Source organism: Archaeoglobus veneficus SNP6, assembly GCF_000194625.1.
Lineage (GTDB): Archaea > Halobacteriota > Archaeoglobi > Archaeoglobales > Archaeoglobaceae > Archaeoglobus_C > Archaeoglobus_C veneficus.
Genome location: NC_015320.1, coordinates 1,088,177 through 1,102,874, shown reverse-complemented (window position 1 = coordinate 1,102,874; position 14,698 = coordinate 1,088,177). Strand labels below are relative to the sequence as shown.

Genomic DNA, 14,698 nt, shown 5'->3' with positions numbered 1-14,698 from the left:
AGAATTTCAAAAAATTTATAAAGGTAAATCACTGGATTTAGTGGTGTAATCTAAAAAAGGAGGCTACTTCACCACTGCAGGAGGTGATCCCTTGTACAAGTTCATCGTAGACACACACTCAAACCTCTGCATCAAATGCAAAGCATGCGAAGCCATCTGCAAGAATCACAACAACGTCCCTCCCGGAATCTACAGAATCAGAGTAATAACAATCAACGAGGGCAAGCCCGGCCAGTTAAACATCCCCATGCCCTGCATGCACTGCAGCGACCCGGCATGCCTTAAAGTATGCCCCATGGACGCAATATACAAGCGTCCCGATGGAATAGTCCTCGTCAACAAGGACAAATGCATCGGATGCGGCTACTGCAGCTACGCATGCCCATTCGGAGCTCCGCAGTTCGAAGGCAGCGGAGCATTCGGAACTAAGGGCAAGATGGACAAGTGCACCTTCTGCGTTCAGCCGTACGAGCAGAAGGACGAGAACGGCAACATAATCGAGAATGAGCCCATCCCAAGGTGTGCAATGGTCTGCCCCGGCGGAGCACTGCTGGCTGGAGAGGCATCGGAGATCGTTAGGGTGTTCAGGGAGCGGATAAGAGGATATACAGCGAAGGAGCTTGTTGAGAAGGTGTTTATGGTATAAATACGAGGTGGTATGAATGTGGAAAAGCCTTGTTGCCCTGATCGTCGGTTTGCTTGCCATCTCGCCCCTGTTACTAAGCATGGCAAGCTACGGTCCTATGGGTGGTAAGTACATAACCGATAACAACTACAGACACTTTTCACCCTACGAAAGATCGGCCAAGTACACGCTTGTTAACGACGTCATGCTCTACCTCAATAAAATTGCAGAACTTTTGCTCGTAATCGGAGCGTTCTTCGTCTTCATCATGACCGTGCTGGAGTACTGGAAGTTTGACAAGATGTACAAACTCGAGCAGCAACACCACGGAGGTGGAAGGCATTGAGCCAGTTGCTGAGGTTCTCTCCAGCCCAGAGAGCAGCGCACTTCCTTGTTTCTCTTTCCGGTATGCTCCTGCTCATCACTGGCCTTCCGATAACCTTCAGCGGACAGCTCAGATGGGTTATTGACTTCATGGGTGGCCCGGCGGTATCGATGTTCATCCACAGACTCTGCGGGCTAATACTTGCCTTCAGCCTCGCGTTTTTCGGCACGTACTTCATACTCGAGAGAATTACGAGGGGGAGAGGCGACTCGAACATAACATTCACTTTGGGCTTCTTCATCCAGCTCGGCAAGGACTTCGTTCAGGACATGCTCTGGACGTTCGGACTCGTTGAAGAGAGACCGAAGTCGGGCAAGTACGACTGGGTTATGGTTGCTGACATCCTCACAGTTCCAATCTTCTGCCTGATTGAGGTAATAACCGGAGCTATCCTCTGGTTCCCGTTTCCGCTGCTGGAGAACAATCCAGGGCTGTTCTTTATCTTCAGATTGATACACGTCGCCGTTGCAGTATTCGCTATCTTCTTCGTCTTCGCCCACGCGACGATACTGCACTTCACACCAGGTAACTTCCCGATAAACATGGGTATATTCAGTGGACTCATACCCAAGCACAAGGCTGAAGGAGAGTTTCCAGAGTGGGTGCCCATTGCGAAGAGAGTAGATGTTGAGGAGGAAGAATACAGATTCCATCCCATTGGCTATGTAATTGGAGCCATTGCCTGCGGTATAATGGGTCTCGCAGCCTACACAGTGTACCTGCTCGGAGAAGAAGGACTTGCAGGATTCAGATTGCTCGAGAGCAGCACAACTGCTTTTGTTGCACTGAACGGCGTCATGCTGGTGTTCTTCGTCTACGTGCTGCTGACGTTCTACGGAATAGGAAAGGCTCTCGCGAGAACAACAGCGTAAATTACAGCCTGTTTATTACTATTTTTTCCATTTCCATAAATCCGCGCAGTATTTTTACTATACCCCGATAAAACCGGGTGTTTTCGTTGTTTTCAAGAGCGTTACAGAACTCGAACACCCAGCCCACAAGCTCTTTTTCGAAGAATCCCCTGTGACTCTCTATACTGTCCGCACTGCATGTCTCTGCCATGAGGAGGAGCTCGATACCAATGTGATCTGCCCGCTCTTCAGCATTGAACTCGTAGCCAGCGTCGAAGAGAATCTCCCTGACTGTCAGCTCAGCTATCTCGTTGCCATCGTAATCCGATTGATACGGAGAACATTTATCGAATACCTTAGAATGCTCTCGTTTAACACATATTTCGAACTCTTCAAAGCTCTCAAAGGACGAGGCAAATTCCTTCAGAATTTTCACACCTTCCTGAATAGAAGGGTGTGGTAGAAAATCAAGCATCTCCCCGTCAAAAACATCTCTCAGAAATTCCACAGGAGGGCCGCTGAGAAAGATATTTCCGAGAAAAGAGTACATGGCCTTTCTAACCAGCATCACTTTTTCAACAGTACTCTCACCATTTCTCATTACAACCTCTCCTGCAAATAACTCTCTGCAGAATTTGGTGGAAGGTTGATTAACGTTGCGTAAAAATTTTATTAGTCCAAAATCAAGGCGCACCCAATGGACATAGAAGCGCAGATAAAAGCACTCGAGGAGGAAATAAAGCGCACCCCCTATAACAAGGCGACGGAGCATCACATAGGTCGCCTCAAGGCCAAACTTGCGAGGCTTAGAGAAGAGGCTGAGAAGAGAAGAAAGAAGGGGGGTGGAGTGCAGTTCTCCATCAAGAAGGAAGGAGATGCTACCGTAGTCCTCGTAGGCTTCCCCTCCGTTGGAAAATCAACCCTTCTCAACGTCCTTACCGGAGCGAAGAGTGAGGTTGCTGATTACAACTTCACCACTCTCAAACCAGTTCCCGGCATGCTCGAGTACAAAGGGGCGAGGATTCAGATTGTTGATGTGCCAGGGCTGATTGAGGGAGCGTCGAAGGGCAGGGGGAGGGGTAAGGAAGTAATCTCCGCAATCAGAACTGCAGACATGATTCTCCTTGTTGTTGATGTCTTCAACCTCCACCAGATAGATGTTCTCAAGAAAGAGCTCTACGAGGGAGGAATAAGACTCAACCAGCGTCCACCGGACGTGACTATAAAGAAAAAGGAGAGGGGCGGCATAAAAATCACGTCAACCGTGCCGTTGTCTATAGGTGAAGATACTATCATGGAAATCCTGAGAGAGTACAGGACACACAACGCCGATGTGCTGATAAGAGAAGACGTTACCATCGAAAGACTCATCGACGCGATTCAGGGGAACAGAGTATACATTCCATCGCTCACAGTGGTTAACAAGATAGATCTAATGGATGTAGATGTTGAGGGTGACGACGTCGTTTGCATCTCTGCACAGAACAGAGTAAACCTCGATGTCCTCGTGGAGCGCATATACGAAAAACTCGAGTTCATAAGAATATACCTCAAACCCCCTGGAGGAAAAGCAGACGAAGAACCGCTCATAATGCGCAGAGGGGCGAAAGTGGAAGACGTTTGCAGGAAGCTTCACAGGGGTATGCTGGAATCCTTCAGATACGCGAAAGTATGGGGGAAGTCCGTTAAGTTCCAGGGGCAGAGAGTTGGTCTCGACCACGTGCTGGAAGATGGCGATGTTCTTACAATCTACGCGTGAACTATTTATATTTCCAAGCTAAACGTATTTTAATGGCCGAAATCAAGTTGTTGACATCTCCAACGTGCCCCTACTGTCCCAAGGCGAGGGAAGTTCTGAAAAAGCTCACCGAAAAAAGGAAGGATGTAGTGGTCCTCGAACTATCTGTTACGACGGATGAAGGAATGAAAGAAGCTCTTCGCTTCGGAATTAAAAGCGTTCCGGCTATAATTGTGAACGATGAGTATGTATTTGTTGGAGTTCCGGCTCTGGAGGAACTTGAGAATGTCATTGACTGATGTGGCATGATTGCCATACTCGGCTGTCAGGGCTGTGGAATGTGTTCAGGATTCTGCGATGCTTTAATTTTCGAAAACGGAAAAGTTGTGCGTATAGACTATGAAAAGTGTACCCTCTGCCTCGACTGTGTCAATTTGTGTCCGCACGGGGCTCTTATTTTTGTTGACTGAGTATTTTTATTTCGTAATTTTACCCCGTATGGGCCATTAAATCAGAGATCCTGCTAACCAATCTCACACCAGTCGTTTTATATCCGACCTTTCACGCAGTACCATGCTCTGTCTGACAGTCATCGTCGGAGCCATAATGATGGGTAGTCTACCGGTATTCGTTAGAAACATAGACATGAATCCCCTTCAGCTATCCTTTTTCAGGCTATTTTTCGGATTCGTCTTTCTCGCCTTTATACTGCTTCTTATGGGTGAAAAACCGAAGCTGAAAAATCCGAGGCTTGTAGGGGCGATCGTCTGCGTAAACACGCTGACGGTTGTTTCCTACATTGCAGCAATCCAGCTCGTCGAAGCAGCCACGGCAGCACTTCTGCTGTACATGGCCCCGATTTACGTGATACCCCTCGCAAGGCTTACGGGTGAGAAAATACACCCATCGAGCTGGTTAGCGCTGCCTGCGGGAGTTACTGGCCTCTGGCTAATGCTCTCTCCGCACGATTTTTCTGGTGGCGTTCTGTTCGGCCTGATTTCGGGAATCAGCTACGCAATTTATTTCATCCTTATGAAAAAAGCAAGAAAGGAAATGGAAGCCTCACACATAACCTTCGCCTATCTTGGTCTTGCGTCGCTCCTCCTCCTGCCAGCGCTTTTCATCGAGCCTGTGAGCGTTGAAGGTAAGCTCCCGTGGCTCTTCGGCCTCGGCCTTATTCCAACGGCTCTTGCATTCACGCTGTTCAACTACGGTATAAAGTACTGCAGGGTGGAACAGGCACCACTCTTCGCTCTCGTTGAGCCTGTTGCTGCCGGCTTCTTCGGCTACGTACTTTTTGGTGAGGTGTTGACAGGAACGCAACTCATGGGTGCAGCCATAATTCTGCTCAGCGTTGGAGTTGCGGCGAAGGGGCTTTCGGATGTTGAAACTTGAGGCCAAGAACGCTTACAGGAGCTATATGAGCACCGTAAACAGCACGTACGCAAGCACGAGCATCAGCAGCGAGTGCTTTACACCAGCAGAAAGGCTACCCTCACCCATAACACCCGCGACAAGGCCCGCAAAGAGACCCTGAAAGACTGCCGCGTGCATGAAGACGTTCTTGTACGTCGTCACGTCTATGCCCCTGAGCATTGTCATCCCTGTACCTCCACTTTCCGCAACCTTCGCAGCACTCTCGGCAAGAGTTGAGAGGAACGTCGTGGTGATGATGTACACGATTCCAATGAACACGAAGAACGAAATGTAGATTATTATAACATACATGAACATGTTGGAAAGCCTCTCTCTTCTGAGCAGTTCTGCGTTGCTCGCGTCCTTGGCTGAGATCATGAGCACCTCCGTTACGTTGCCAGTCGATTTGAGGGCCTCATTCAGCAGAGTTATGGTTCTTGATAGCTCGAAAACCCTTAGTCTGTTGGCAAACCTGATAAGAGCATCGTTAAGACTTATTCCCCAGTCGAGGTCGGACTTTATCTTCTGAATCTCCTTTTTAAGGGGCGTCGTATCCGTCTTGGCTATCATCGCAATTGCTCTGTATATCGGCATCCCGCTCTCGTTCGCCGAAGCGAGTTTGTTGAGGAATATGGGTGTGAGGCGAAGAGTTCGCTTGGCCTTCTTTCTACCTGCCTCATAGAATACTACAAAAGGAGCGAGGATTATTACAAGAGAGAGGAAGATGTAATCGTCAACCTTGAACAGCCACTGGATATCCGGGCTGAACTGGTAGCGACTGAACCCATAGAACATGAACGCCAGACCAGCAGGAATGGAGAATATGAAAACATACATGGGTCTCCTTTTTATCGGGTCGAGGGGGTGTCGAAGGGCTTTTCTGAACTTCCAGGAATTTATCCTCTTTCGAAGTTCCTTTATCTGATCTGAAAACTCTCTCTCTTCGACTTTCCTTCTCAGGTACGTGTACTTCTCCCTGAGCTTCGGCGGTTCTCCCTCTTCTGTGGGAGTCAGCAGCTTGATGACCATGGCGAAGAAGAATGAACCTATGGGAATTACGAGGTAGATAACAGCATACAGCGTCGTCTCGTCTCCCTGACCCATCACGACCATTACCGTCTGGATTATAATCAGGAACAGAGGGCCAGCAACGAAGGCAGTGATGTAGCTTTCGGCCATAAGGCCGAGGAATTCGAGGAAGTTCTTCTGATCCTGCCTTGCCCTCTCAAGGTAGAAGTCTGCTCTATCCTCGAGATATTTGGTTATGTCTCCTCCGCTGTCTATAATCGTAATAAGGCCGTGGAGGAACTCCTTGAAGTTTTCAGAGGGTGACAGCTCCACAGCATCAGCAAGAGCTGTTCTCAGGTCTTTGCCGAGGACTTCCATATCTCTGAGAATCCTTGCGGCTTCCCTTGAGACCTCACTGTAAACCTCGTAGTACTCTGAAAGAGCCCTGAATATCTCGATGAGGTTCATTCCACCCCTGCTGAGAGAATACATGAACGTAATTGCATGGGGCAAGGCCCTGTCGATTTTGCTCTTCCTGTCGCTTATAACTGTTGAGGGGTAAATTGTGAACATAAAGTAACCAGCAAAATAGAGCGCCACGGTTATCATGGCGCACAACAGGGCGGCAAATACGAATGCACGGAAATTCATCCAGAAGCTGTAAATTGGCTCAGGCAGAGCTATAGGAAAGATAACCTCGGGAAGGCCTATAAAGAAAATAACTATGTAGGATATTATCAACCCAAGTATCGCTCCAACAACGGCAAAAATCAGGGACACCATACGCGCGGTGGCTATGTACATCTCCGGTGGCATTGAAATCATTGCCTGTCTGAGCTGTTTTTCGAGGTCGTAGTACTTCTGGACGTTTTTCCTTATGCTCTCTCCGAAGAGCTTGTAGCCGAGGTACGTGAACATGTTTGCCTCCTTGAACATGGCTACCACCTCAAACAGTTATCCCCATTTTCTCCAGAACTTTCTCCGGTCTGCTCTGATACGTGTGGATTATGTTACTCACAGTCTTGAAGTCTCTGAGGTTGTGTTCTATCATGAAGTTGATCACCGCCACCCTTCGAGCGAGTTCCTGCTGGAGTTCTGCCACACTCCACCCTCTCGTCCTTCTTATGTCTTCGAGGGCTTTTGAGGCGCCTATCATTGCGTGCTCGTCCTTTACGCTGTCCCACTGAAACACCGTCGTGGTTCTTATCATCTTGGTGTACGGGTCCAAGCCAACGATTTCCGCAATTTCGATGTTCCTTCTGACTCTCTTCTTTCCCAAAAACGTCTGAGCCTGAATACTCACTATGTCGAGGGCTTCAATCATCGGGCGTGGGACATTTATCGGCGGGTTTTCGAGACGGTGTATGACTCCGTTAACGGAGTCGGCATGCAGGGTTGAGTACGTGGTGTGGCCCGTTGACATGGCCTGGAAGAGAGTTAGGGCTTCTTTGCCCCTGACCTCACCAACCAGTATGTATTCAGGTCTCTGCCTTAAAGCAGCTCGAAGCAGGTCGTACATGTCTATGGCTCCGGCTTCACCGTGGAAAGCATCTCTCGTAACCGCTGGAATCCAGTTCTCGTGTGGCAGCATGAGTTCTCTCGTATCCTCAATCGTAACGATCTTCGCTCTTCTCGGGATGAAGAGAGATATCGCATTCATCGAGGTGGTTTTACCGCTTGCAGTGCCTCCAGCAAAAATCAGGCTCTTTTTGTTCTCTATACAGAGCCAGAGGTACGCCATCTGCTCCGCTGAGAAAGTACCCCACGCCACGAGGTCGATGGGTGTAATGGGCACATCTCTGAACTTTCTGATTGTGAACGTTGAACCGTGGTCTGTGACCTCCTTTCCAAGAGTCATCTGAATTCTGCTGCCATCCGGCATTGTCGCATCGACCATTGGCTCTGCAATGCTTATGTGCTTCCCGCAGCGCTGTGCAAGGGTTATGACAAAGGCGTCAAGCTCTTCTTCCTCAAAAACAATGTTCGTTTCTACGTTGGCGTAGTTGCGGTGGAAAACGTAAATTGGTTTGTTGTAACCGTTGCACGAGATGTCCTCGAGCATTTTATCCAGCATCAGGGGTGTAATCTTGCCGTAGTAGATGAAATCACGGACAATGTGATACAGAATCTTGTAATACGATTTCGCACTTATGGGGATCTTCATATCTTTGAGAAGGAAGTCAACTGTTTCCTTCAGAACCTGCTCCTTCAATGCAGATTCCACGTCTTTCTCCTCAAGCACGTCCCTCAGTGCGTCTTTGACCTCGTTAAATACTTCCGTCTCGTAAGCGTCGAGTTCTGGTTCAACGACTATGTAGCGATGGTCGTGCTCTTTGTCGCTGTATAGAACAATAACCTTGCTGTAGGGTTTTTGAATCCAGTACTCTTCTACGACGCTCCAGTCCTCCGGCACTTCGAATTCAATGAGAGGACCATGGACTTCCTCGTCGTAAGGCTCGAAGATTGGCTTTTTCCTTATTAACCCCTTCTTCCCCCCTTCTTCACCTTTTAGAACCTTATCCACTTTTTTTGCTCTTTCGATAGCTTCAAGAGCCTCCTTTTCGTGCTCTTCGAGCTTTTCCTCTTCGCTTTGCTTTGATCTTCTTAGGAACCTCATTATTATCTTTATTACCTTCCTCAGGCAACTTAATAAACTTTTTCATTATTATAATCATTTCTGGACACCGGAACAGAGAGACCAAACACTTTAAAATCCTTTGATGTAAATTCCTCAAGGACACAGGAAACCTGCAGGCGGGGGTTGCCGAGTCAGGAAAAGGCGCGGGATTTAGGGTCCCGTCCCGTAGGGGTTCGAGGGTTCAAATCCCTCCCCCCGCATGTTTTTCTTCGAAATTCATCTAAAATGACTTTAAGGAAGTGTTGAGCAAAGCGAAATACCTCCTCTCTTGTAGCACGAGAAGCGTAAACGACGAGCATGTAGCAGACATAACTGAACTCTGAGCGAAAGAGATATAAACCTAACACCAAACCCCTAAACACCCAATGCTCCGGTGGTGTAGCCCGGCCAATCATACGGGACTCTCGATCCCGTGACCCGGGTTCAAATCCCGGCCGGAGCATACTCTCTTTATTGTAAGAGTCCCAGAATGCTTTGTAAGCGATGATAAAGTTTTCTAAGAACATATTCACGAGGTGTGTGCCACGTCAAAGCTCAAACACCGGCAGAGTTAAATAGAGGATAGTACAAAATAGATAATTGGAGGCGAAGGTTGAATTTTAGGGTAAAACCTAAGATTTAACTGAGGGTGGCTGGGACCGCCCGTTGTTAGTAAGGCCTTGCTAACAATGCCTCCTCCGGGTTCGAATCCCGGGGTACCATTTATTGAAGTTATTTTAGGGATAAATCTATTCTAAATCCACTGATCGGGGCATTGGCATGGATAATGAACGTTCAGGGAGCAGTATTTTGGATAAAGTAAACGAACTCGAAGAGCGATAGAAAGTGCATAGGCCACCATCTGAATTGATAGGGCCTGTCTCCCCATTAATATTCCTTTAATATGCTGTCGTTTAATAACTTAATTTTCATGGTTTTACCTCCGTTCAGTACTATCGGAGCTTTTTCTACGTTGTTGCTTAAAATTATTGCGTATTTTACGTCAGACGAGTCTTTAATAGCTTGTTTTGAAGATTCTTTAGCTTTGAATGAATTTGTTAGCTCTTTAAATCTTAATGCCTAATTATAAATTATATATTTTGTTTTTTGAGGGAGTAACCAGTAGGTGTGCATACTCAAACTATAGCAAGAAAATATTAACCCTGTCGTCGCGGCAGAGTTATGCAACGCGTGCTAATTTATATGGTGGGTACCGCTGGAAGCGGGAAGACGTACCTAACCAAGGCATTTTCAGAGTGGCTCGATCTAAAGAGACTTGACAACATCATCGTAAATCTCGACCCGGGGGCTGAAAATCTGCCCTATGCTCCCGACGTTGACGTGAGGGACTGGTTCACCCTCGACGATATAATGGTCAAGTACGGTGTGGGACCTAACGGGGCTCAGATAATCGGAGCAGACCTTGTCGGAGCGGAAATCGACGAGATAAAGGACGAGATTGACTATCACGATGCTCCATACGTGATAATAGATACTCCTGGCCAGATGGAGCTTTTCACGCTCAGGAGGAGCAGCGAGATAATAATAAATGTTCTTGGAAGGAAGGAAAGCGTTATGGTCTTTCTGTTCGACCCGGTGATATCGAAAACGCCTTCTGGCTACCTCTCGATTCTTTTTATGGCCACGTCGGCTGTCTTCAGATTGGGCATTCCCCAAATCCCCGTGTTATCCAAGTGTGATCTGCTTGGTGAAAGAGAACTCGAGAAGATACTGGCCTGGAGCAATCCCGACGAGCTATACCTGGATCTGTCTGAGAAGGGTGTGACAAAGGACCTGTTCCACGTAATGCGTGAGTCTGGTTTCTTCCGTCCCCTGATTCCGGTCTCGGCAGTCACGGGATACGGAATGGACGATATCTACGACTGCATTCAGGAGATATTTTATGGAGGAGAGGACCTCGAAAGAGTCCTCTACTAACTAAACTATCTCTATCTATTTACCTTTTTTACCGAAGAAGTGGTTCCAGACTTTATCTTTCAGGTGGTGGATGTTCTTCACGGCCTTTCCCTTCCCCTGTCGCATCTCGCCCCCGTCAACCAAGGCAATTCCAACCGCTATAGGACTTTCCTTGCCTTCCACCATGACGTAAACGAAGTCTCCCGCCTTTATTCCTTCGTCCGCGTAAACTATCCCTGGCTTCATTACGTCTGCGCCGTTCATCACGTAAGGCAACGCACCTTCGTCAACTACAACCTTCCACTTCTCTGGCCTGAACTTCATCACGCCGTACACAGTCAGGTAGTGCTTCCCGTCGTGCTCGATGATGACTGGCTCACCATCAACAAGAATGATTGTTCTGCCGTTGATCTCTACCCTGTCCATATCTCCCTTCAGCTCAACCCCTATTTCTTTGAGCTCCGCAGCTATTGCTTTTGCTTCTTTTTTCCTAAGCCTCTGCATGGCCTACCTCCGATATTTTTAAATATTGAGGGGCATAGCAATTAAAAAGCCTTTTTGGGGGAGAGGCAAACATGGCAAACAGACCGCTCGATGTGCTGAACAAGGCATTGCAGACTCCAGTACTCGTCAGACTGAAGGGAGGAAGAGAATTCAGGGGTATCCTGAACGGGTATGATATTCACATGAATCTTGTACTGCAAAACGCCGAAGAGATTCAGGGTGGAGAAGTAATCAGAAAACTCGGAAGTGTGGTTATTAGGGGTGACACGGTGGTATTCGTTTCTCCATCTCCGTAGGGGTGGTTAGATGTCAGACGGAACGGCTGCAATGGGTAAGAGAGGGAGGAAGAGAGTCCATATAAAGTGCAGAAGGTGTGGTAGGGTTTCATTCCACAGGAGAAAGGGTTACTGCGCAGCGTGTGGCTTCGGCCGCAGCAAGCGGCTCAGAAGCTACAACTGGGTAAGGAAGAAAAAAGACCGCAACTAAAATCCCAGTCAAAAAATGTGTGGTATTGTAGGGGTCTACTGTGAGAATGAATCCCTGACCCCCCATATAACATACTATGCCCTTTTTTCCCTCCAGCATAGGGGCCAGGAATCTGCTGGTATAGCTGTCGCTGGTAATAGCAGTATCACCGCCCACAAGGGCATGGGTCTCGTAACACAGGTTTTCGACGAGAGGATTCTATCAAGAATGAATGGAAAAGCTTCTGTCGGCCACGTCCGCTACTCAACCACTGGTGAATCGAGAATTGAGAATGCTCAACCCCTGCTCGTGAGATCGAAGGTGGGAAGTATTGCAGTTGCCCACAACGGCAACCTTGTGAACTACTGGGGATTGAGGAGCGGACTGGAGGGCGAAGGAAGAGCGTTTCTGACGGATTCCGACACAGAGATCATAGCACAGCTTCTATCAGCGTGCCTTCTCGACTACGATACCGTTGAAGCACTCAAAATTCTCGATTCGAAGCTCCTCGGAAGCTACGCACTTACAATTCTCGTAAACGATACACTCATAGCCTACAGAGACCCGCTGGGGTTCAGGCCGCTTTGCATAGGCGAAGCGGACTTTGGCTATGTTATTGCGAGCGAGAGCTGTGCAATCGATGCTACTGGGGCGAGGTTCATCAGGGACGTAAAGCCGGGCGAAGCTGTCATAATCGAAGATGGAAAGCTGGAATTCGTTAGAATAAGTGAAAGCAAAAGAAGAGCTTTCTGCGTCTTTGAGTACATATACTTCGCCCGCCCCGACTCGATAATAGATGGGAAGAGTGTTTATGGAGTCAGACATACCATAGGCCGAATACTCGCGAAAGAGAATCCGGTGGATGCAGACATGGTTTCCCCAGTTCCCGACAGCGGAACGACTTCGTCAATAGGCTTTGCCCAGGAATCAGGAATTCAGTATCTCGAAGCGCTGATAAAGAACAGGTACGTTGGCAGAACGTTCATCATGCCAGAGCAGAGAATGAGGGAGTTCTCCGTCAGAATAAAGATGAATGCGGTAAGGAGTAACGTCGAAGGAAAAAAAGTCGTCCTCGTGGATGATAGCATAGTCAGAGGCACAACATCAAGGAAAATCGTCGATATGGTGAGGGCTGCCGGAGCGAAGGAAGTGCACTTCAGGGTTGGTAGTCCGCCAATAATAGCCCCATGTTACTTTGGAATAGACATGTCAACGAGGGAGGAGCTTATAGCCTCCTGTAGAAGTATTGAGGAAATCAGGAGGACTATCAACGCCGACAGTCTTGCCTATCTAAGCCTTGATGGTCTGCTCGAAGCTGTCGGCATCGATGAAAATGAACTCTGCCTTGCATGCCTTACTGGAAAGTATCCCATTCCAGTGCCTGGAGAGAAGTGTGTCAGGTAGCCTTTTTACGAGTTTTACAGCGTATTGTCTTGTTCCCTATGAATTCATGACAAATCGTCTTCCATTTTCACCAAAAAAGTTATATAGAACTATTGTTCCACACAAATTTGCTTAAAACGGAGGTGATGTAAATGGCAACGCTGCATGGGCAGCCCGTACTAATTTTGAAGGAGGGAACCCAGAGGACTGTTGGAAGAGACGCGCAGAGGCTTAACATAATGGCCGCTCGCGTTATTGCCGAAGCTGTGAGGAGCACCCTCGGCCCGAGAGGAATGGACAAGATGCTTGTTGACGGCCTTGGTGACATCGTCATCACCAACGATGGTGTCACGATTCTGAAGGAAATCGATGTTGAACACCCCGCTGCGAAGATGATTATTGAGATTGCGAAAACTCAGGACAACGAGGTCGGCGATGGAACCACAACGGCTGTGGTTCTCGCTGGTGAGCTTCTCAAGAGAGCAGAAGAGCTGCTCGACCAGGAGATCCACCCAGCGATAATCTCTACCGGTTACAGGCTTGCATCCGAGAAGGCCATGGAGATACTCGAAGAGATTGCAATCCCGATAAGCAAAGATGACGACGAGATGCTGAAGAAGATTGCCGCAACCGCTATGACTGGCAAGGGTGCTGAAGTAGCCCTCGACAAGCTGGCTGACATCGTTGTTAGGGCTGTCAAGACGGTAACAGAGGAAGTTAACGGAAAGCTCCGCTTTGACCCAGACTACGTGAAGCTCGAGAGGAGGCAGGGTGGAGGTATTGAGGACACGGAACTCGTTGAAGGAATCGTCCTTGACAAGGAAGTTGTACACCCGGCGATGCCCAAGCGTGTTAAGAACGCAAAGATTTTGCTGGTTGATTCTGCCCTTGAGGTCAAGGAGACAGAAACCGATGCGAAGATCAGAATCACCGATCCTGAGATGCTCCAGAAGTTCATCGAGCAGGAAGAGAAGATGATCAAGGACATGGTAAACAAGATCGTTGAAGCCGGAGCAAACGTCGTATTCTGCCAGAAGGGCATTGACGACCTTGCACAGTACTACCTCGCAAAGGCCGGAGTGCTTGCGGTAAGGAGAGTTAAGAAGAGCGACATCGAGAAGCTCGCAAAGGCGACGGGAGCAAAGGTGCTCACAGACCTGAGAGACATCAGCAGCAGCGATCTTGGTGAGGCTGCCCTCGTCGAGGAGCGCAAGGTCGGCGAGGACAAGATGGTGTTCGTTACCGGCTGCAAGAACCCGAAGGCTGTAACGATCCTCATCAGGGGCGGTACGGAGCACGTCGTCGAGGAGATCGCGAGAGGTATCGAGGATGCTGTTAGAGTCGTCGGTGTTGCCCTCGAGGACGGCAAGGTCGTTGCTGGAGCCGGTGCTCCGGAGATCGAGATCAGCCTGAAGCTGAAGCAGTGGGCGCCAACGCTTGGCGGAAGAGAGCAGCTCGCTGCCGAGGCATTCGCTGCAGCGCTCGAGATAATACCCAAGACCCTCGCCGAGAATGCGGGAATCGACCCGATTGATGTGCTCGTAGAACTCAAGGCTGCCCACGAGAGGGGCGAGAAGTACACTGGCGTTGACGTTGAAACGGGCAAGGTCGTTGACATGAAGGAGAGAGGTGTCCTCGAGCCACTCCGTGTCAAGAGCCAGGCAATTGAGTCTGCTACGGAAGTTGCGGTGATGATTCTGAGAATCGACGACGTCATCGCTGCGAAGGGACTTGAGAAGACCAAGGAGACAGGATTTGAGGGAATGGGAGAACCAGAATTCTAATTTAA

General features: G+C 48.6%; 16 protein-coding genes and 2 tRNA genes. 14 read left to right on the top strand and 4 right to left on the bottom strand.

Annotation, left to right across the window (positions count from 1 at the left end; all coding sequences use genetic code 11):
* The first annotated feature begins 91 nt into the window (after nucleotides 1-91).
* The 3 genes from ARCVE_RS06230 to ARCVE_RS06220 are packed head-to-tail and all read left to right on the top strand — an operon-like array spanning nucleotide 92 to nucleotide 1,882.
* A complete protein-coding gene (locus ARCVE_RS06230; RefSeq protein ID WP_013683918.1) occupies nucleotides 92-646 on the top strand; it encodes a 4Fe-4S dicluster domain-containing protein in 555 nt (184 codons plus the stop codon).
* Nucleotides 647-662: 16 nt separating this feature from the next.
* A complete protein-coding gene (locus tag ARCVE_RS06225; RefSeq protein ID WP_013683917.1) occupies nucleotides 663-971 on the top strand; it encodes a hypothetical protein in 309 nt (102 codons plus the stop codon).
* Nucleotides 968-1,882: a cytochrome b/b6 domain-containing protein gene (locus tag ARCVE_RS06220; protein WP_013683916.1), complete on the top strand. Its 915-nt coding sequence runs from the start codon at nucleotides 968-970 to the stop codon at nucleotides 1,880-1,882. Before ARCVE_RS06225 ends, ARCVE_RS06220 begins: the two co-directional genes overlap by 4 nt.
* Before the next feature lies 1 nt (nucleotide 1,883).
* On the opposite strand, the gene ARCVE_RS06215 is transcribed toward ARCVE_RS06220, so the two are convergent.
* Nucleotides 1,884-2,462, bottom strand: coding sequence for a TorD/DmsD family molecular chaperone (locus tag ARCVE_RS06215; RefSeq protein WP_013683915.1), 579 nt, complete (start codon nucleotides 2,460-2,462; stop codon nucleotides 1,884-1,886).
* Nucleotides 2,463-2,558: 96 nt separating this feature from the next.
* Here ARCVE_RS06215 and ARCVE_RS06210 point away from each other — a divergent pair, with 96 nt between their 5' ends.
* The 4 genes from ARCVE_RS06210 (at nucleotide 2,559) to ARCVE_RS06200 (ending at nucleotide 4,994) form a co-directional block, all read left to right on the top strand.
* On the top strand, nucleotides 2,559-3,620 hold the full coding sequence (locus ARCVE_RS06210; RefSeq protein ID WP_013683914.1) for an OBG GTPase family GTP-binding protein: 1,062 nt from the start codon (nucleotides 2,559-2,561) through the stop codon (nucleotides 3,618-3,620).
* Nucleotides 3,621-3,652: 32 nt separating this feature from the next.
* Nucleotides 3,653-3,898, top strand: coding sequence for a thioredoxin family protein (locus tag ARCVE_RS06205; RefSeq protein WP_013683913.1), 246 nt, complete (start codon nucleotides 3,653-3,655; stop codon nucleotides 3,896-3,898).
* A 6-nt stretch (nucleotides 3,899-3,904) separates the two neighbouring features.
* Complete coding sequence (locus ARCVE_RS11095) at nucleotides 3,905-4,069, top strand: 4Fe-4S binding protein (protein ID WP_013683912.1); 165 nt, start codon at nucleotides 3,905-3,907, stop codon at nucleotides 4,067-4,069.
* A gap of 103 nt (nucleotides 4,070-4,172) precedes the next feature.
* Entirely contained in the window at nucleotides 4,173-4,994 is an 822-nt protein-coding gene (locus tag ARCVE_RS06200; RefSeq protein WP_013683911.1) for a DMT family transporter, read from the top strand.
* A 21-nt stretch (nucleotides 4,995-5,015) separates the two neighbouring features.
* On the opposite strand, the gene ARCVE_RS06195 is transcribed toward ARCVE_RS06200, so the two are convergent.
* The gene (locus tag ARCVE_RS06195) at nucleotides 5,016-6,959 is read right to left on the bottom strand and encodes a type II secretion system F family protein (protein ID WP_013683910.1); all 1,944 of its coding nucleotides are present in this window, start codon (nucleotides 6,957-6,959) and stop codon (nucleotides 5,016-5,018) included.
* A 10-nt stretch (nucleotides 6,960-6,969) separates the two neighbouring features.
* On the bottom strand, nucleotides 6,970-8,640 hold the full coding sequence (locus ARCVE_RS06190; protein ID WP_013683909.1) for a type II/IV secretion system ATPase subunit: 1,671 nt from the start codon (nucleotides 8,638-8,640) through the stop codon (nucleotides 6,970-6,972).
* 137 nt (nucleotides 8,641-8,777) lie between these two features.
* Between ARCVE_RS06190 and ARCVE_RS06185 the strand changes: the two genes are divergently transcribed.
* The 3 genes from ARCVE_RS06185 (at nucleotide 8,778) to ARCVE_RS06175 (ending at nucleotide 10,578) form a co-directional block, all read left to right on the top strand.
* Nucleotides 8,778-8,861 (top strand) — tRNA-Leu (locus ARCVE_RS06185).
* A 167-nt stretch (nucleotides 8,862-9,028) separates the two neighbouring features.
* Nucleotides 9,029-9,103, top strand: a tRNA-Glu gene (locus tag ARCVE_RS06180).
* Nucleotides 9,104-9,822: 719 nt separating this feature from the next.
* Nucleotides 9,823-10,578, top strand: coding sequence for an ATP/GTP-binding protein (locus ARCVE_RS06175; protein WP_013683908.1), 756 nt, complete (start codon nucleotides 9,823-9,825; stop codon nucleotides 10,576-10,578).
* A 15-nt stretch (nucleotides 10,579-10,593) separates the two neighbouring features.
* Here the strand turns inward: ARCVE_RS06175 and ARCVE_RS06170 are convergent, their stop codons facing one another.
* On the bottom strand, nucleotides 10,594-11,061 hold the full coding sequence (locus tag ARCVE_RS06170; RefSeq protein ID WP_013683907.1) for a DUF1947 domain-containing protein: 468 nt from the start codon (nucleotides 11,059-11,061) through the stop codon (nucleotides 10,594-10,596).
* Nucleotides 11,062-11,132: 71 nt separating this feature from the next.
* Between ARCVE_RS06170 and ARCVE_RS06165 the strand changes: the two genes are divergently transcribed.
* The 4 genes from ARCVE_RS06165 to thsB all read left to right on the top strand — a co-directional run bounded on the left by ARCVE_RS06165 (nucleotide 11,133) and on the right by thsB (nucleotide 14,693).
* A complete protein-coding gene (locus ARCVE_RS06165; RefSeq protein ID WP_013683906.1) occupies nucleotides 11,133-11,357 on the top strand; it encodes an LSm family protein in 225 nt (74 codons plus the stop codon).
* Between the two features lie 10 nt (nucleotides 11,358-11,367).
* Nucleotides 11,368-11,547, top strand: coding sequence for a 50S ribosomal protein L37e (locus ARCVE_RS06160; protein ID WP_013683905.1), 180 nt, complete (start codon nucleotides 11,368-11,370; stop codon nucleotides 11,545-11,547).
* Between the two features lie 15 nt (nucleotides 11,548-11,562).
* A complete protein-coding gene (gene purF / locus ARCVE_RS06155) occupies nucleotides 11,563-12,930 on the top strand; it encodes an amidophosphoribosyltransferase (RefSeq protein ID WP_013683904.1) in 1,368 nt (455 codons plus the stop codon).
* Nucleotides 12,931-13,061: 131 nt separating this feature from the next.
* Nucleotides 13,062-14,693, top strand: coding sequence for a thermosome subunit beta (gene thsB / locus ARCVE_RS06150; RefSeq protein ID WP_013683903.1), 1,632 nt, complete (start codon nucleotides 13,062-13,064; stop codon nucleotides 14,691-14,693).
* Nucleotides 14,694-14,698: the final 5 nt, after the last annotated feature.